Source organism: Variovorax flavidus, assembly GCF_030317145.1.
GTDB lineage: Bacteria > Pseudomonadota > Gammaproteobacteria > Burkholderiales > Burkholderiaceae_C > Variovorax > Variovorax flavidus.
The window spans coordinates 645,059-661,197 of the sequence record NZ_JASZYE010000001.1 but is presented as its reverse complement, the minus strand read 5'-3'; the positions used below and the strand labels follow the sequence as shown (position 1 = coordinate 661,197).

Sequence of the window (16,139 nt, the reverse complement as noted above, 5' to 3'; positions counted from 1 at the left end):
GCGGGAATGGAGGACGGAGTGGCCGGCTTCTTCAGCCAGCGATGTGCGCTGCGACGTTCTGCTGCGCGGCCGGGCTGAGCATGTGATTGGCTTCGACCCAGCGACGCACGCGCTCCGCGTCGCCAATGCGGCTGAGCTTGCCGGCCGAATCGAGGAACACCATGATCAGCTTGCGCCCGGCGATCTTGGCCTGCATCACCAGGCACTGACCGGCTTCGGAGATATAGCCGGTCTTCTGAACGCCGATGTCCCAGTCGGGGCTCTTGACGAGTCGGTTCGTGGTGTTGAACTGCAGCACCCTGTTGCCGACTTCGACCTGGTATTCCGGCGACGTGGACAGCTGGCGCACAGTGGCGTCGGCGTAAGCGGCATTCACCAGCAGCGCGAGATCCTGGGCGCTCGACTGATTGCGGCTGGAAAGGCCCGTCGGCTCCACGTAACGCGTGTCCTTCATGCCGAGCATCTTGGCCTTGGCGTTCATCACGCTCACAAAGGTGGCCAGGCCACCCGGATAAGTGCGACCCAGTGCATGCGCAGCGCGGTTCTCGCTCGACATGAGCGCCAGATGCAGGAGCTCACCGCGCGGCAGGGTCGAACCCACGGTCAGGCGGGAGCGGCTTCCCTTCTCGGTATCGACGTCGTCCTGGGTGATGGTGATCAACTCGTCAGAAGGCAGCTTCGCCTCGCTGATGAGCAGACCGGTCATGAGCTTGGTCAGCGAAGCGATCGGCAGAACGGCATGGTCGTTCTTGCTGAAGAGGACTTCGTGGGTGTCCTGGTCGATCACGAGGGCCACGCTGGACTTCAGGTCCAGGGCATCTTCAGTGCTGTGCAGCCCAGCCAATTGGCCAAAGGACTGGCGAGCGGGCATTTCTGCAACACGGACCACCGATCGGCGTTGCACGGCCACGACGGTCCTGCCGTTCTTCTGGCGGATGGAAGCCACCACGTTGCGCCCGCCGCTCACGACCCGTTCACTCTTGTCCGCGCCACGCTTGGACGCCGTGGCGCGCGCCGGAACAGCGACCGTCTTGCGCTTGCTGTCGGCGCTGACGGCGGCCTTCTTGACAGGCTCTTTCTTTGCGGCAAATGCCGAGGGCAACAAAAACGCCGTGGCGCAAAGCGCGACGGCGACGAGACGAAATGCGGGAAGAAACCGCTGGCTGGAAACTCGGTGGAAACGGGCTTCGGGCATTAAAAACTCTCCAGCGGCGACGTAAGGAAGCCGCAAGTTTATCGAAATCAAAAAAGACACGCAATATCAGTTACTTGCGTCCTTTTCTTCAATCGAAAGCAAGGATCCCGCAAAACCTAACCTTGTGCCGCCACTCTCTCAGCTTGGCTCTGTAACTTGTTGAGGGCACTCAAATAAGCCTTGGCCGATGCGACCACGATGTCGGGGTCCGCACCCACGCCGTTGACGACCCGCCCGGCGTTCTGCAACCGCACAGTCACTTCACCCTGGCTCTCGGTCGATCCGCTGATCGCATTGACCGAATAGAGCACCATCTCGGCACCGCTCTTCACATGGGCCTCGATCGCCTTCAGCGACGCGTCGACCGGCCCATTCCCATCAGACTCCCCGGTGACCTCCTTGCCTTGCACTGTAAACACGACGCGCGCCTGAGGCCGCTCACCTGTTTCACTATGTTGCGACAAGGATACAAATCCAAACTGCTCTCCAACGTGCGAGAGCTCCTCGTCGCTGACCAATGCGAGGATATCTTCGTCAAATATTTCACTTTTTCGGTCCGCGAGCTCCTTGAACCGTGCGAACGCGGCGTTGATGTCGGCCTCGCTCTCCATCACCACGCCCAAGTCCTGCAGCCGCTGCTTAAAGGCGTTCCGGCCGCTCAGCTTGCCGAGCACGATCTTGTTGGCAGTCCAGCCGACGTCCTCGGCACGCATGATCTCGTACGTGTCGCGCGCCTTGAGCACGCCGTCCTGGTGGATTCCCGATGCGTGCGCGAATGCGTTCGCCCCGACCACGGCCTTGTTCGGCTGCACCACGAAACCCGTCGTCTGGCTGACCATGCGGCTGGCAGCCACGATGTGCCGGGTGTCGATGCCGAGTTCCAGGCCGAAGTAGTCCTTCCGGGTCTTCACGGCCATGACGATCTCCTCGAGCGAGCAATTGCCGGCACGCTCGCCGAGGCCGTTGATGGTGCACTCGACCTGCCGCGCACCGCCGATCTTCACGCCGGCCAGCGAATTGGCCACCGCCATGCCGAGGTCATTGTGGCAATGCACGGACCACACGGCCTTGTCGCTGTTGGGGATGCGCTCGCGCAGCGTCCTGATGAAGTTGCCGTAGAGCTCGGGAATGGCATAGCCGACGGTGTCCGGGACATTGATCGTGGTCGCGCCTTCGTTGATGACGGCCTCGAGCACGCGGCACAGATAGTCGGGATCGCTGCGGTAGCCGTCTTCGGGACTGAACTCGACGTCGGCGACCAGGTTGCGCGCGAAGCGAACGGCCAGCCTGGCTTGTTCGAACACTTCGTCCGGCGTCATCCGCAGCTTCTTTTCCATGTGCAGCGGCGACGTCGCGATAAAGGTATGGATGCGCCCGTTGGCCGCGCCCTTGAGCGCCTCGCCCGCGCGGGAGATGTCCCGGTCATTGGCGCGTGACAGGCCGCAAATGGTCGAATCCTTGATCGCATTGGCGATGGCCGACACGGCTTCGAAGTCGCCGTTGGAGCTGGCCGGGAAGCCGGCTTCGATCACATCCACCCGCAGGCGCTCCAGCTGGCGGGCAATGCGCAGCTTTTCGTCCTTGGTCATGGAAGCCCCGGGCGACTGTTCGCCGTCGCGCAAGGTCGTGTCGAAAATGATCAGTTTGTCAGTCATCGTGGATCTCCTTGGATTCAGTTTGCCCTGCGCCGGGCAGGGCAATGTGGACGTCAGCGCGTCAGGCCGGTTCAGCCAGCGATTGTGCGCTGCGCGCGCCTTGCGCCCGTGCCCGAGTCAGCCCTGAAACGATGGCCTTGAGCGACGCCGAAATGATGTTCGCATCCATGCCGACGCCGAACAAGGTCGTCGCGTCGTCGACGCGCAGCTCGAGGTAGGCAACAGCTTGCGCATCCGCGCCGGCACCGATGGCGTGCTGGTGGTAGTCGATCACGCGGATCGAATGCCCCGTCGCCCCGGCCAACGCGTGAATGAAGGCGTCGATCGGGCCGTTGCCGCGCCCCTCGATCGCGCGAATTTCACCCTCCCACGGCAGGTCGGCACGCAGCACCACCGAGGCATCAGGCCCCTCCCCCTGCTCTTCCAGCACCCGATGTTGCGGGCCGGTTTGATCGTGAACGCGGTACTCGCGTTCGAAGAGCGCCCACAGGTCGGCCGCGGTGAGTTCCTTGCCAGCAACGTCCATGACGCGCTGCACGGTCTGGCTGAACTCCATCTGAAGGCGGCGGGGCAACTCGAGTCCGTATTCGCTTTCGAGCAGGTAGGCGATGCCGCCCTTGCCCGATTGGCTATTGACGCGGATCACAGCCTCGTAGCTGCGGCCGACATCCTTCGGGTCGATGGGCAGGTACGGCATGTCCCAGATGTCGCCGTCCTTGCGCGCGCCGAAGGCCTTCTTGATCGCGTCCTGGTGCGATCCGGAGAACGACGTGTAGACGAGGTCGCCGACATACGGATGGCGCGGGTGCACCGGCAACTGGTTGCAATGCTCGACCGTGGCACGGATCTCGTCGATGTTCGAGAAGTCGAGGCCCGGCGACACGCCCTGGGTATACAGATTGAGCGCGACGTTGACGAGATCGAGGTTGCCGGTGCGCTCACCGTTTCCGAACAGGCAGCCTTCGATGCGATCGGCGCCGGCCATCAACGCGAACTCTCCGGCGGCCGTGCCGGTGCCGCGATCGTTGTGGGGATGCACGGACAGGACGATCGCATCGCGTCGCGCCAGGTTGCGATGCATCCACTCGATCATGTCGGCAAAGATGTTGGGCGTCGAATGCTCAACCGTCGAAGGCAGGTTGACGATGCATTTGCGTGCCGGCGTCGGCGCCCAGGCTTCGGTCACCGCATCCACGACGCGCTTCGAGAACGCGAGATCAGTGCCCGAGAACATCTCCGGCGAGTACTGGAAGGTCCAGCGCGTGTTCGGCTGCTTGGCGGCGAGCTCGTTGAACATGCGCGCGTGCGTGGTCGCCAGTTCGACGATCTGGTCCTCGTCCATGCCGAGAACCACGCGACGCATGATGGGCGCCACGGCGTTGTAGAGATGCACGATGGCGCGCGGCGCACCCTGCAGCGCCTCGAAGGTGCGTTCGATCAGGTGGTCGCGCGCCTGGGTGAGCACCTGGATCGTCACGTCGTCCGGAATACGGTCTTCTTCGATCAGCTTGCGCACGAAGTCGAATTCCACCTGCGAGGCGGAAGGAAAGCCCACCTCGATCTCCTTGAAGCCGATCGCCACGAGCGTTTCGAACATCCGCATCTTGCGGGCGATGTCCATCGGCTCCACCAGTGCCTGGTTTCCGTCGCGCAGGTCGGTCGACAGCCAGATCGGGGCCTGGGTCAGCACGGCATCGGGCCAGGTGCGGTCCTTGAGGCCGACCGGTGCGAAGGGACGGTACTTGAGGTTGGGTTGCTTCAACATCTGATATTTCTCGCTGTGGTTGGATCAACCAGCAACCCCAAAACAAAACGGCCCGTTGCTGGTGCGAACGGGCCGTGGTGCAGGATTTGCGCGCGCGCTACCGACTCCGCCCGTAGGGGATCAGTAGTAGGGCCAGCGAAATCTTGTTCATGGGAGCCGTGAATGTAGCACAGCCTCGATCAGTTGTGCAGTCCGCGCTCGTCAGGCTCATCGGTCGAGATGCTGATCACGCTCACCTGCTGGCCCTTGGCCTTGCGCCAGGCGTAGACCACATAGCCGCTGAGACCGTAGGCCACGAACACGCCGAACAGCACCGTCGGCGGATGGATGTTGACGACCGCGATGCCGAGCGCGATCAGCACGATCGCAGCGAAAGGCACGCTGCGCTTCATCTGGATGTCCTTGAAGCTGTAGAACGGTGCGTTGGTCACCATCGACAGGCCTGCGTACAGCGTGAAGCCGAAGGTGATCCACGTGATCTGCTGCCACGAGAGATACAGCACCTCACCACCGCGACGACCCCATTCGGTCATGAGCCAGATGAAACCCGCGACCAGCGCCGCAGCGGCCGGTGATGGCAAGCCCTGGAACCAGCGCTTGTCGACCACGCCCGTGTTGACGTTGAAGCGTGCAAGTCGCAAGGCCGCGCAGGCGCAATAGACAAACGCCGCGATCCACCCCCAGCGGCCCAATCCCTTCAGGGACCATTCGTACGCGATGAGTGCAGGTGCGGCGCCGAACGACACCATGTCCGACAGCGAATCCATCTGCTCGCCGAAGGCGCTCTGCGTGTTCGTCATTCGCGCAACGCGGCCGTCGAGGCTGTCGAGGATCATGGCGGCAAACACGCCGAGCGCCGCGAGATCGAAGCGCGCGTTCATCGCCATCACGATCGCGTAGAAGCCGCCGAACAATGCCGCCAGCGTGAACAGGTTCGGCAGGATGTAGATGCCCTTGCGGCGCTTGCGAGGTGCGACGTCGTCGGGGATGGTGTCGTCATGCATGCGATCGACCTCCGGCGCCCGTCTTCGCGGCGCAATGGGCTGTCTGATTCAAGGCAAATGAGGGTATCGAACGCATCGGTCGCAGTGTAGTTCAGGCGCTCTCGCGCCCAGAAAGAAAAGGGCCACCGCAACGGGTGGCCCTGTTCACGTCGGAAAGGTCCGATCAGTTGCGGGTCTGGTCGACCAGCTTGTTCTTCTTGATCCAGGGCATCATCGCGCGCAGCTTCTCGCCGACCACTTCGATCTGGTGCTCGGCATTCAGGCGACGGCGGCTGATCAGCGTGGGCGCGCCGCCCGCGTTTTCCAGCACGAAGCTCTTGGCGTATTCGCCGGTCTGGATGTCCTTCAGGACCTGCTTCATGACCTTCTTGGTCTCGTCGGTCACGATGCGCGGACCCGTGACGTACTCGCCGTACTCGGCGTTGTTCGAGATCGAGTAGTTCATGTTGGCGATGCCGCCTTCATAGATCAGGTCGACGATCAGCTTCAGTTCGTGCAGGCATTCGAAGTACGCCATTTCGGGCGCGTAGCCAGCTTCCACCAGCGTCTCGAAGCCGGCCTTGATCAGCTCGACGGTACCGCCGCACAGCACGGCCTGTTCGCCGAACAGGTCGGTCTCGGTTTCTTCGCGGAAGTTGGTCTCGATGATGCCGGCCTTGCCGCCACCATTGGCCGTGGCGTACGACAGCGCCAGGTCACGCGCCTTGCCGCTCTTGTCGGCGTGCACGGCGATCAGGTGCGGCACGCCGCCACCTTGCGTGTAGGTGTTGCGCACGGTGTGGCCGGGCGCCTTGGGAGCCACCATCCACACGTCGAGGTCGGCGCGCGGCTGCACGAAACCGTAGTGCACGTTGAAGCCGTGCGCGAAGACGAGCGAAGCGCCTTCCTTGATGTTCGGAGCCACGTCGTTCTTGTAGACGTTGGCGATCTGCTCGTCGGGCAGCAGGATCATGACCACATCGGCTGCCTTCACGGCGTCAGCCACTTCGGCGACCTTGAGGCCGGCCTTCTCGACCTTGGGCCAGGAAGCGCCGCCCTTGCGCAGGCCGACGACGACCTTCACGCCGCTGTCGTTCAGGTTCTGGGCGTGTGCATGGCCTTGGCTGCCGTAGCCGATGATTGCAACCGTCTTGCCCTTGATGAGGCTCAGATCGGCGTCCTTGTCGTAGTAGACCTTCATGATTTCTCCTTCGTAGATTCTGTGGATGTGGGACAGGTGATTCAAACGCGCAGGATGCGCTCGCCGCGGCCGATGCCGCTGGCGCCGGTACGGACGGTCTCGAGGATCGCGCCGCGATCGATGGCTTCGAGAAACGCGTCGTTCTTTCCGTGGTCGCCAGTGAGCTCGATGGTGTAGCTCTTGTCGGTCACGTCGATGATGCGGCCGCGGAAGATCTCGGCCATGCGCATCATCTCCTCGCGCTCCTTGCCGACTGCGCGCACCTTCACCATCATGAGCTCGCGCTCGGTGTAGGCGCCTTCGGTCAGGTCGACGACCTTGACGACTTCGATCAGGCGGTTGAGATGCTTGGTGATCTGCTCGATCACGTCGTCGGAACCCGCCGTGACGATGGTCATGCGCGACAGGCTCGCATCCTCGGTGGGAGCGACGGTCAGCGATTCGATGTTGTAGCCGCGGGCCGAGAACAGGCCCACGACGCGGGAGAGTGCACCGGGCTCGTTCTCGAGCAGCACGGCAATGATGTGTTTCATGGCAAGCAGACTCCTCTTTTCGCCGCCCTCCCCCGTGCACGGTAATGCGCGGGCTTGGCGGGCAATAGATTCGTCAGAAGTAGGTTGAACAAGGCGCCGGTCCGCTGAACGGGCCGGCTTTTCGTCTGATTAAAGGTCCTCGGAGCCCAACAGCATTTCGGTGATGCCCATGCCGGCCTTGACCATCGGGAACACGTTCTCGGTGGGGTCGGTACGGAAGTCCATGAAAACCGTGCGGTCCTTGAGCTTGCGCGCCTCGCGCAGCGCCGGCTCCACATCCTGCGGGCGCTCGATCAGCATGCCGACGTGGCCATAGGCCTCGGCGAGCTTCACGAAATTCGGCAGCGCGTCCATGTAGCTGTGGCTGTAGCGGCCCGAATACTCGATCTCCTGCCATTGCCGCACCATGCCGAGATAGCGGTTGTTCAGCGAGCAGATCTTGATCGGCGTGTTGTATTGCAGGCAGGTCGACAGCTCCTGGATGCACATCTGCACCGAACCTTCACCCGTGATGCAGAACACCTCCGACTCGGGCTTGGCAAGCTTGATGCCCATCGCATAGGGAATGCCGACGCCCATGGTGCCCAGGCCGCCCGAATTGATCCAGCGACGCGGCTCGTCGAAGCGGTAGTACTGCGCAGCCCACATCTGGTGCTGGCCGACGTCCGACGTGATATAGGTGTCGGCGTCCTTGGTCATGTTCCAGAGGGTTTCGACCACGTACTGCGGCTTGATCACGTCCTTGTTGCCGCGGTCGTACTTGAGGCAGTCCTTGCCGCGCCAGCCTTCGATGGTGTCCCACCAGCTGGCGAGCGCGCCCGCGTCGGGACGCGTGGAGCTTTCCCTGATCATCGAGATCAGTTCGGCCAGGACTTCCTTCACGTCGCCCACGATCGGGATATCGACCTTCACCCGCTTGGAGATGCTGGACGGGTCGATGTCGACATGAATGATCTTGCGTTCGTTCTGCGCGAAATGCTTGGGATTGCCGATCACGCGGTCATCGAAACGCGCGCCCACCGCCAGCAGCACGTCGCAGTTCTGCATGGCGTTGTTGGCCTCGATGGTGCCGTGCATGCCGAGCATCCCGAGGAACTTGCGGTCGCTTGCCGGGTAGGCGCCCAACCCCATCAGGGTGTTGGTGACCGGGTAGCCGAGCATGTCGACCAGCGTGCGCAGTTCGTTCGTCGCGTTGCCGAGCAGCACGCCGCCGCCGGTATAGATATAGGGTCGCTTGGCCGCCAGCAGGAGCTGCAGCGCCTTGCGGATCTGGCCGCCGTGACCCTTGCGCACGGGGTTGTACGAGCGCATCTCGACCTTGTCGGGATAGCCGTTGTACGCGACCTTCTTGAAGGAGACGTCCTTCGGCACGTCCACGACCACCGGACCCGGACGGCCGCTGCGTGCGATGTGAAAGGCCTTCTTCATCGTCATGGCCAGATCCTTCGGATCCTTGACGAGGAAGTTGTGCTTGACGATGGGGCGCGTGATGCCGACCGTGTCGCATTCCTGGAACGCATCGAGGCCGATCGCCGCCGTCGGCACCTGGCCCGAGATGATCACCATCGGGATGCTGTCCATGTACGCGGTCGCGATGCCGGTGACGGCATTGGTCAGGCCGGGGCCGGAGGTGACGAGCGCAACGCCGACCTCGCCGGTCGCGCGTGCATAGCCGTCCGCAGCATGCACCGCCGCCTGCTCATGACGCACCAGCACGTGCTGGATGGTGTCCTGCTTGTAGAACGCGTCGTAGATGTAGAGAACCGCGCCGCCCGGGTAGCCCCAGACGTACTGGACGCCTTCGGCCTGCAGTGCCTTGACCAGCACTTCGGCGCCCATGAGTTCTTGCGTTTGACTGCCGGTGACGGCTGCTGCGGAAGCGAGTTCCGCCTTTGAGATTTCCATGATCAACCTTTGTGTTTTTTCGGGAACGAAAAACCTTGGGTGCCCCTTCGCCAGCTCTTTTGAAACCGCGTCAGGACTTGAGGCCACAACCATGGGCGGATTGGATATACCGCCGGACCGTGACCCGTTTGCCTTTTGACTTGCAAGGCGGATTATGACACCGGATCGACGCCGGCCAACCGGCCAGGGGCCAATGCATGCGCAAAGGCATAATCCGCGGCGGCGAAAACTCCAACGTCCCTCAGAGACATATCCCCCACGCGGCGCCTCTCCGGCGCCAGACTCGCTTGGCCACTGAACAAGAACTTTCCGACTTCCTGAAGAGCGTTGAACGGCGCGCTTTCAAGCGCTCCGTCTACCACGTGCGGGACGAAGAGGCGGCGCTCGACATCGTGCAGGACAGCATGATGAAACTGGCCGAGCACTACGGCGACAAACCGGCCAGCGAACTGCCGCTCCTGTTCCAGCGAATTCTTTCCAATTCGACCCTCGACTGGTTCCGACGCCAGAAAACCCGCAGGGCCCTTTTCTCGAACTTGAGCGACTTCGAGACAGTGGACGATGACGGTGATTTCGACCTGCTCGAGCACGTCCAGCTCCCGATGGACATGCGCGAAACCGAGAGCGCCGAGGACACGACGCGGCGCGCCCAGGTTTTCCACGAGATCGAGGAACAAATCGCCGCCTTGCCGGGTCGTCAACGCGAGGCCTTTCTGATGCGTTACTGGGAAGAAATGGACGTCGCCGAAACGGCCGCCGCAATGGGTTGCTCCGAAGGGAGCGTGAAGACCCATTGCTCGCGCGCCGTTCATGCCTTGAGCAAAGCGCTCAAGGCCAAGGGAATTTCGCTATGAATACAACGCTTTCTGCCTCCTCCGATGCGCTCGAAGAGCAATTCGGCCGCCGTGTCGCCAGCCGCCTCTCCGCCGGCAATCTCGAGTTGTCGCACGAGGTCAGCGAGCGCCTGCGGGCCGCCCGGGTGCAGGCGGTAGCCCGCCGCAAGGTGGTTCCGCAGCTGCGCATCGCTCCTACGGTGGTGTCGAATGGCCACACGGCGACGCTGGGCGCCGGCTGGTGGTGGACGCGCATCGGTTCGGTCGTTCCACTGATCGCCCTCGTGGCCGGGTTGATGGCCATCAGCGTGCTGCAGGAAGACAACCGCGCCAACGAACTCGCCGAGGTCGACTCGGCGCTGCTGACCGATGACCTGCCACCGGCGGCTTACACCGATCCGGGCTTCGCTCAGTTCCTGAAGACGGAAGCCACGTCCGAACGTTGATCGCCAGCCACCGAATGTCGCCACGTCCCCTTCCTCGCGCCGAAGCGCTCGGCCTTGCGCGGCCGCGCCCCTGGACCACCAGCGCGTGGCTGATCGCGGGGCTGCTGTTTGTGGATGCGGGTTTCCTGGCGGCTTCCGCGAAGGCGCAGCCGGCCAAGCCCGCCACCTCCGCCGCGCAGACGACGCCGCCGGCCAAGCAGACCGTCGCCAAGCCCCTGTGGCGGGACCTGACGACCCGGCAGCAGCGCGCGCTCCAGCCTCTCGCCCCGGTTTGGGACGATCTGACCGAACCGCACAAACGCAAATGGCTGGTGATCTCGCGCGACTACGCCAAATTGCCCGATGCGGACCAGGAGGTCCTTCACAGCCGCATGACCGAGTGGGCGAGCCTGAGCAACCAGCAGCGCGCACAGGCCCGGCTCAACTTCGCCGACGTCAAGCAGGTTCCGGTGGACGAGCGCAAGGCGAAGTGGGAGGCCTACCAGGCCCTCAGCGACGAAGAAAAAGGCAAGCTCGCAGCGCGCGCCACCACATCGAAGACCCCAGGCGCAGCGCCCACCATCCGTCCCGTACCGGCTCAAAAGCTCGCGCCGCTTCCCGCCCTCGGCCCCGACGGCCAGCACGCGCCACGGATTCAACTGGCACCTCCGGCCGCGCCCGCCCCCGTGGCGTCCGCACGGCCGCCCGCTCCGCCGCCGGCGCCCGCACCTGCTTTTCCACCGGTGAGCGCGGAAGCGCAGGTGCCCTCGCCACCCGTCTCGACGCCGGCCGCCGAAGCGCCGGCCCCGGCCGCGCCACCCGTGCGCCTGACCGAGCAACCCTCTTCAGCGCCGTGATCCAAGTTTCAAGGTGTTGATGACCTCCAGTTCCTCCGGCAGGCCCGGCTCTGGCCACCCGGCTCCCGACGAAGTCCCTCCGCAAACTCCCGCACTGCTGACCGCACCCGGCCTCTGGCGCCGAATGGCCTGCTGGCTCTACGAGGGCATGCTGCTTTTCGCCGTAGTCTTCGTCGCCGGTTGGCTGTTCAGCACTCTGGGCCAGATGCGCGACGCTATGGATTCGCGGCGGCACCTGCTGCAAGCCTTCCTGTTTATCGTCTTCGGCGTGTACTTCGTCTGGTTCTGGTCCAAGGGCCAGACGCTGGCCATGAAGACCTGGGGTATCCGGGTGATCGACCGCTCCGGCCGCCCGCTCACGCAGGGTCGGGCTCTGGTGCGCTATCTGCTGAGCTGGGTCTGGTTCCTGCCGCCGCTGGCCGCCATTTCGCCGTTCAAGCTGTCAGGAGGGGAAGCCTCGGTGCTGATCATCGGGTGGGTGGTCGTGTGGGCCCTCCTCGCGCGATTTCACCCGGAACGCCAGTTCTGGCATGACGCGTGGGCGGGCACCCGCCTGGTCGCCTCCAAGCCGCTCAGCAGACGATGAGCGACACCAATTCCGCCAACCCACAGAAGTCGCGGCAAGGCCTGTCCAGGGTCTGGCATGCGGCGCTCATTTCGGTCGATGGCTTTCGTGCGGGCTGGCGCGAAGCCGCTTTCCGGCAGGAGGTGGTCTGCGCCATCGTCATGCTTCCTGCGGCCTTCTGGGTTGGCCGGGGCTGGGTCGAAGTCGCGCTCCTCGTGTCGACCGTAGTCCTGGTCTTGATCGTGGAACTGCTCAACAGCGGCATCGAGGCCGCCATCGACCGCATCGGCCCGGAGTGGCATTCGTTCTCGAAGACGGCCAAGGACCTCGGGAGCGCCGCCGTGCTGCTGTCCATCCTGCTTTGCAGCGGCGTCTGGATCGCGGCGCTCTGGCAACGCTTCGCCACATAGGCGACGCCCGAGCACGGCATGATTGAGGGCATGACTCCCTCATTTTCAATTTGTGTGTACTGCGGCTCCCGGCCCGGCGAGCGGCCTGAATTTACCGAGGTGGCCCAAGCCGTCGGCCAGTGGATTGGCGAACGCGGCGGCCAGTTGGTGTACGGCGGCGGCCGCACCGGCCTGATGGGCACCGTCGCCCAAGCCACCCGCGCCGCAGGTGGCCGCGTCGTCGGCATCATCCCCAAGGCTCTGGTCGACAAGGAACTGGCCAACCGCCAGAGCGACGAGCTGCACGTCGTCGACACCATGCACGAGCGCAAGGCCATGATGGGCGAGCGCGCCGACGCCTTCATCGCCCTCCCCGGAGGAATCGGCACGCTCGAAGAACTGTTCGAAATCTGGACCTGGCGCCAGCTCGGCTACCACGACAAGCCGGTAGGCATCCTCAACGTCGACGGCTACTACGACGCCCTGCTGGCCTTCCTGGCGCACAGCGTCCGCGAAGGCTTCATGGGCGAATGGCAAATGGATCTGGTCCGCACAGGCGACGACTCGACCGCCCTGCTCGAAGCCCTCGTAGAAGAGTCCCGCCGGCACCCCCGCGGCAACAAGCTGGCAGAAGTGCTCTAAAGCAGCGCCCCCTTCAAGGGCCGCCGCGCCCGGCCGCCCGAAGCGGCCGGCCCGCCCCCGGCAGGGGGGAGGCGAAGCGACACGCAGTGCGCGCAGCCTGGGGGCGAGCTTCTGCTAGACGGCGGCTTCGTCCTCTTCACCCGTGCGGATGCGCACGACGCGCTCCACATTGGTCACGAAGATCTTGCCGTCGCCGATCTTGCCCGTGCGCGCCGCGCTGACGATGGCGTCGACGCAGCGATCGACGTCCGCCTCGTTGACGACAACTTCCACCTTCATCTTCGGCAGGAAATCGACCACGTACTCCGCGCCCCGGTAAAGCTCGGTATGTCCCTTCTGTCGGCCGAATCCCTTGACCTCGGTCACGGTGAGTCCGGTGACGCCGACCTCGGCCAGGGCCTCGCGCACGTCATCGAGCTTGAACGGTTTGAGGATGGCGGTGATTTGCTTCATACGGTCTTTCTTCCGGCGGTTTCGTTGAACTTGCTGGTGATAGGGTAGCGCCAATCCTTGCCGAAGCTCCGATGGGTGACCCGGATTCCCACTGGCGCCTGGCGCCTTTTGTACTCGTTGATCTTGATCAGGCGGGCCACGCGCTCGACGATGGTGCGTTCATAGCCCGCGGCGATGATCTCGTCGATGCCCTCGTCGTCTTCCATGTAGCGTGCCAGGATCCCGTCGAGGATCTCGTAGGGCGGGAGGCTGTCCTGATCCGTCTGGTCCGGGCGCAACTCGGCGCTCGGCGGGCGCGTGATGATCCGCTCGGGGATCGGCTCCGAGCCGGTGCCGTACGGGTCGTGGGCGTTGCGCCAGCGTGCCAGCGCGAACACGGTCGTCTTCAGCAAGTCCTTGATGACCGCGAATCCGCCCGCCATGTCGCCGTACAGCGTGCAGTAGCCGGTCGCCATCTCGCTCTTGTTGCCGGTGGTCAGCACGATCGAGCCGAACTTGTTGGACAAGGCCATCAGCAGCGTGCCCCGAATACGCGCCTGGAGGTTTTCCTCCGCTGTGTCCTCGGGCAGCCCCTTGAAGTCGTCAGCCAGGGCACCCAGGAAGGATTCGAAGGTGTGCCTGATCGAGATCTCGTCGTAGCGCACGCCGAGCCGCCGCGCCATCTCGCGCGCATCGATCCAGCTGATGTCGGCCGTGTACGGCGACGGCATCATCACGGCGCGCACCTTGTCCTTGCCCAGCGCGTCGACGGCAATCGCGAGCACCAGCGCGGAGTCGATGCCGCCCGACAGGCCCAGGATGGCACCGGGAAAGCCGTTCTTGCCGATGTAGTCGCGCACGCCCAGAACCAGTGCATCCCAGAGTTGCGCTTCGGCCTCAGGCGGAGGCGCCACGGCGGCCCGGTCGTGCCCGAACCGGATGCTGCCGTCTATGCGTTCCATCTGCGCACAGACCAGCTTCTCCTTGAAGCTTTCGGCCTGCAGCGCTGTGCTGCCATCGGACTGGAGCGCGAACGAGGCGCCGTCGAAGACGACTTCGTCCTGTCCCCCAACCAGATGCGCATAGACCAACGGCAGCCCGACAGCCCTGGCGCGGTCCGCCATCCGCGCCACGCGCTCGCCTTCCTTGCCGACGTGGAACGGAGACGCATTGATGACCGCCAGCACCTCGGCACCGGCATCCTTGGCCAGTTGCGCCGGTTCGTCGAACCAGGCGTCCTCGCAGATCAACAGTCCGACCGACACCCCGCCTGCCTCGAACACGCAGACGCCGTCGCCGGGTGTGAAGTAGCGGCGCTCGTCGAACACCTGGTAGTTGGGCAGTTCGCGCTTGGCGTAGGTGGCGAGAATGCGTCCCTCGGAGAGCACGCTGGCAGCGTTGTGCCGAAACTGCACCGCGACCGACTTGCTGCGAAGGCTTCCGCCGGTGGGATGGCCGACGACGACGACCATGCCGTCGAGATCCGCCAGTTCCGTCGCGACACCCCTCACCGCATCGTCGCAGGCCGATACGAAAGCCGGACGAAGGAACATGTCCTCTGCCGCATAGCCGCAGATCGAGAGTTCGGGCGTGAGCAGAAGGCGGGCACCTTGCGCATAGGCGGATCGCGCCGCATCGACGATCTTCCGCGCATTGCCGGTGAGGTCACCCACCACGAAATTGAGCTGCGCGATCGCGAGTTTCAGTGTCATATCGAAGCAAGAAAAGGGCTGATCGATTATGTCATCGGCCCTTGCGGGACAGGCCTCATGACCCGCCATGCACGTGCCGGCGCGTGGGCTGTTACCCTCGTCGGGCGATGCGCACAGGTTCCTCTTTCGCCAACTTCTTCGAATCCTTCGTTCCGCGGCCCCCGGCTCAGGCCTACGTGCTGCTGGTGTTCACCACGCTGATCTGGGGCGCCAACGCGGTCGCCGCGCGACTTGCAGTAGGCGAAGTCTCGCCGATGATGCTGACCTTCTCGCGCTGGATCGTCTGCTGCGTGGCGCTCGGCATCACGTCGCGTGAAGAGATTGCCACTCACTGGCGCGCGCTGCTGCCGTCGTGGCGCTCCATCACGCTCATGGGCGCGCTCGGCTTCACCGGTTTCAATGCCCTCTTCTACGCAGCCGCGCATCACACGACGGCGATCAACATCGCAATCATCCAGGGCACCATTCCGGTGTTCGTGCTGGTAGGCAGCTTTCTCTTCTTCCGCAGTCGCATCACCGGCCTGCATATCGTGGGTGTGGCCCTGACGGTCGCGGGCATCGCGGTCGTCGCGTCGCGTGGTCAATTCGCCATGCTGGCGCAACTGGCGTTCAACATCGGCGACGTGTGGATGATCATCGCCTGCCTGCTGTACGCCGGCTACGCGCTCGGTCTGCGCAGGCGGCCTGAGGTGCCGGCCATCGTCTTCTTTGCGGCCACCGCGGCCGTCGCGTGCATCGTTTCCCTGCCGCTGGTCGCTGCCGAGATCGCAATGGGGCAGTTCTTCATGCCGACGATGAAGGGCATCGCATTGATCCTCTTCATCGGCTTGTTGCCGTCGTTCATCTCCCAGGTCACCTTCATCCAGGCGGTTGGACTGATCGGCCCGGCGCGGGCCGGGGTGTTCCTCAACCTGGTTCCGGTCTTCGGGCCCCTGCTGGCAGTCCTCATCCTCGGCGAGCCGCTGTCGGCCTACCACGCGGTAGCTTTGGCGTTGGTGCTGGGTGGCATCTACATCGCCGAGAGCCTCGGTTCCCGCAAGCGTTGAA

Annotated in this window: 16 protein-coding genes; 7 read left to right on the top strand and 9 right to left on the bottom strand. The window is 64.0% G+C overall.

All coding sequences use genetic code 11. From position 1 onward, the window contains the following. Positions 1-31 precede the first annotated feature (31 nt). From QTH90_RS03195 to QTH90_RS03165, 7 genes are all read right to left on the bottom strand, one after another. Positions 32-1,195 (bottom strand): serine hydrolase, encoded by a 1,164-nt coding sequence (locus tag QTH90_RS03195; RefSeq protein ID WP_286663069.1) that lies wholly within the window; start codon positions 1,193-1,195, stop codon positions 32-34. A gap of 116 nt (positions 1,196-1,311) precedes the next feature. Beyond that, positions 1,312-2,850, bottom strand: a complete 1,539-nt coding sequence (locus tag QTH90_RS03190) for a 2-isopropylmalate synthase (RefSeq protein ID WP_286663068.1) — start codon at positions 2,848-2,850, stop codon at positions 1,312-1,314. Between the two features lie 61 nt (positions 2,851-2,911). After that, on the bottom strand, positions 2,912-4,615 hold the full coding sequence (gene leuA / locus QTH90_RS03185) for a 2-isopropylmalate synthase (RefSeq protein WP_286663067.1): 1,704 nt from the start codon (positions 4,613-4,615) through the stop codon (positions 2,912-2,914). A 179-nt stretch (positions 4,616-4,794) separates the two neighbouring features. Next, positions 4,795-5,619 carry a CDP-diacylglycerol--serine O-phosphatidyltransferase gene (pssA, locus tag QTH90_RS03180; RefSeq protein WP_286663066.1) on the bottom strand — a complete coding sequence of 275 codons (825 nt, stop codon included), beginning with the start codon at positions 5,617-5,619 and terminating at the stop codon, positions 4,795-4,797. Between the two features lie 163 nt (positions 5,620-5,782). Next, positions 5,783-6,799 carry a ketol-acid reductoisomerase gene (gene ilvC / locus QTH90_RS03175; protein ID WP_286565976.1) on the bottom strand — a complete coding sequence of 339 codons (1,017 nt, stop codon included), beginning with the start codon at positions 6,797-6,799 and terminating at the stop codon, positions 5,783-5,785. Between the two features lie 41 nt (positions 6,800-6,840). Then, entirely contained in the window at positions 6,841-7,332 is a 492-nt protein-coding gene (ilvN, locus tag QTH90_RS03170; protein WP_068683703.1) for an acetolactate synthase small subunit, read from the bottom strand. 129 nt (positions 7,333-7,461) lie between these two features. Beyond that, positions 7,462-9,237, bottom strand: a complete 1,776-nt coding sequence (locus QTH90_RS03165) for an acetolactate synthase 3 catalytic subunit (protein WP_286663065.1) — start codon at positions 9,235-9,237, stop codon at positions 7,462-7,464. 287 nt (positions 9,238-9,524) lie between these two features. Here QTH90_RS03165 and QTH90_RS03160 point away from each other — a divergent pair, with 287 nt between their 5' ends. Genes QTH90_RS03160 through QTH90_RS03135 form a run of 6 tightly spaced genes read left to right on the top strand, consistent with a single transcriptional unit; the run spans position 9,525 to position 12,948 of the window. Next, a complete protein-coding gene (locus QTH90_RS03160; protein WP_286663064.1) occupies positions 9,525-10,091 on the top strand; it encodes an RNA polymerase sigma factor in 567 nt (188 codons plus the stop codon). Continuing rightward, the gene (locus tag QTH90_RS03155) at positions 10,088-10,516 is read left to right on the top strand and encodes a DUF3619 family protein (RefSeq protein WP_286663063.1); all 429 of its coding nucleotides are present in this window, start codon (positions 10,088-10,090) and stop codon (positions 10,514-10,516) included. The genes QTH90_RS03160 and QTH90_RS03155 overlap by 4 nt, the downstream gene beginning before the upstream one ends. Before the next feature lie 14 nt (positions 10,517-10,530). Continuing rightward, positions 10,531-11,352, top strand: coding sequence for a DUF3106 domain-containing protein (locus QTH90_RS03150; RefSeq protein WP_286663062.1), 822 nt, complete (start codon positions 10,531-10,533; stop codon positions 11,350-11,352). A 19-nt stretch (positions 11,353-11,371) separates the two neighbouring features. After that, entirely contained in the window at positions 11,372-11,938 is a 567-nt protein-coding gene (locus QTH90_RS03145) for an RDD family protein (RefSeq protein WP_444814670.1), read from the top strand. After that, positions 11,935-12,327: a diacylglycerol kinase gene (locus QTH90_RS03140; RefSeq protein ID WP_286663061.1), complete on the top strand. Its 393-nt coding sequence runs from the start codon at positions 11,935-11,937 to the stop codon at positions 12,325-12,327. Before QTH90_RS03145 ends, QTH90_RS03140 begins: the two co-directional genes overlap by 4 nt. Positions 12,328-12,357: 30 nt before the next feature. Beyond that, the gene (locus QTH90_RS03135) at positions 12,358-12,948 is read left to right on the top strand and encodes an LOG family protein (RefSeq protein WP_286664451.1); all 591 of its coding nucleotides are present in this window, start codon (positions 12,358-12,360) and stop codon (positions 12,946-12,948) included. Positions 12,949-13,062: 114 nt separating this feature from the next. On the opposite strand, the gene QTH90_RS03130 is transcribed toward QTH90_RS03135, so the two are convergent. Beyond that, positions 13,063-13,401, bottom strand: coding sequence for a P-II family nitrogen regulator (locus QTH90_RS03130; protein ID WP_286565984.1), 339 nt, complete (start codon positions 13,399-13,401; stop codon positions 13,063-13,065). Continuing rightward, positions 13,398-15,092, bottom strand: a complete 1,695-nt coding sequence (locus tag QTH90_RS03125) for an NAD+ synthase (protein ID WP_286663060.1) — start codon at positions 15,090-15,092, stop codon at positions 13,398-13,400. Before QTH90_RS03125 ends, QTH90_RS03130 begins: the two co-directional genes overlap by 4 nt. Positions 15,093-15,199: 107 nt before the next feature. Here QTH90_RS03125 and QTH90_RS03120 point away from each other — a divergent pair, with 107 nt between their 5' ends. Further along, positions 15,200-16,138: a DMT family transporter gene (locus tag QTH90_RS03120; protein WP_286663059.1), complete on the top strand. Its 939-nt coding sequence runs from the start codon at positions 15,200-15,202 to the stop codon at positions 16,136-16,138. Position 16,139 lies beyond the last annotated feature (1 nt).

Bases quoted from the DNA above. Each gene is read 5' to 3' on its own strand.
- QTH90_RS03195 (WP_286663069.1), bottom strand. From the start codon at position 1,195: ATGCCCGAAGCCCGTTTCCACCGAGTTTCCAGCCAGCGGTTTCTTCCC.
- QTH90_RS03190 (WP_286663068.1), bottom strand. From the start codon at position 2,850: ATGACTGACAAACTGATCATTTTCGACACGACCTTGCGCGACGGCGAA.
- leuA (WP_286663067.1), bottom strand. From the start codon at position 4,615: ATGTTGAAGCAACCCAACCTCAAGTACCGTCCCTTCGCACCGGTCGGC.
- pssA (WP_286663066.1), bottom strand. From the start codon at position 5,619: ATGCATGACGACACCATCCCCGACGACGTCGCACCTCGCAAGCGCCGC.
- ilvC (WP_286565976.1), bottom strand. From the start codon at position 6,799: ATGAAGGTCTACTACGACAAGGACGCCGATCTGAGCCTCATCAAGGGC.
- ilvN (WP_068683703.1), bottom strand. From the start codon at position 7,332: ATGAAACACATCATTGCCGTGCTGCTCGAGAACGAGCCCGGTGCACTC.
- QTH90_RS03165 (WP_286663065.1), bottom strand. From the start codon at position 9,237: ATGGAAATCTCAAAGGCGGAACTCGCTTCCGCAGCAGCCGTCACCGGC.
- QTH90_RS03155 (WP_286663063.1), top strand. From the start codon at position 10,088: ATGAATACAACGCTTTCTGCCTCCTCCGATGCGCTCGAAGAGCAATTC.
- QTH90_RS03150 (WP_286663062.1), top strand. From the start codon at position 10,531: ATGTCGCCACGTCCCCTTCCTCGCGCCGAAGCGCTCGGCCTTGCGCGG.
- QTH90_RS03145 (WP_444814670.1), top strand. From the start codon at position 11,372: ATGACCTCCAGTTCCTCCGGCAGGCCCGGCTCTGGCCACCCGGCTCCC.
- QTH90_RS03140 (WP_286663061.1), top strand. From the start codon at position 11,935: ATGAGCGACACCAATTCCGCCAACCCACAGAAGTCGCGGCAAGGCCTG.
- QTH90_RS03135 (WP_286664451.1), top strand. From the start codon at position 12,358: ATGACTCCCTCATTTTCAATTTGTGTGTACTGCGGCTCCCGGCCCGGC.
- QTH90_RS03130 (WP_286565984.1), bottom strand. From the start codon at position 13,401: ATGAAGCAAATCACCGCCATCCTCAAACCGTTCAAGCTCGATGACGTG.
- QTH90_RS03125 (WP_286663060.1), bottom strand. From the start codon at position 15,092: ATGACACTGAAACTCGCGATCGCGCAGCTCAATTTCGTGGTGGGTGAC.
- QTH90_RS03120 (WP_286663059.1), top strand. From the start codon at position 15,200: ATGCGCACAGGTTCCTCTTTCGCCAACTTCTTCGAATCCTTCGTTCCG.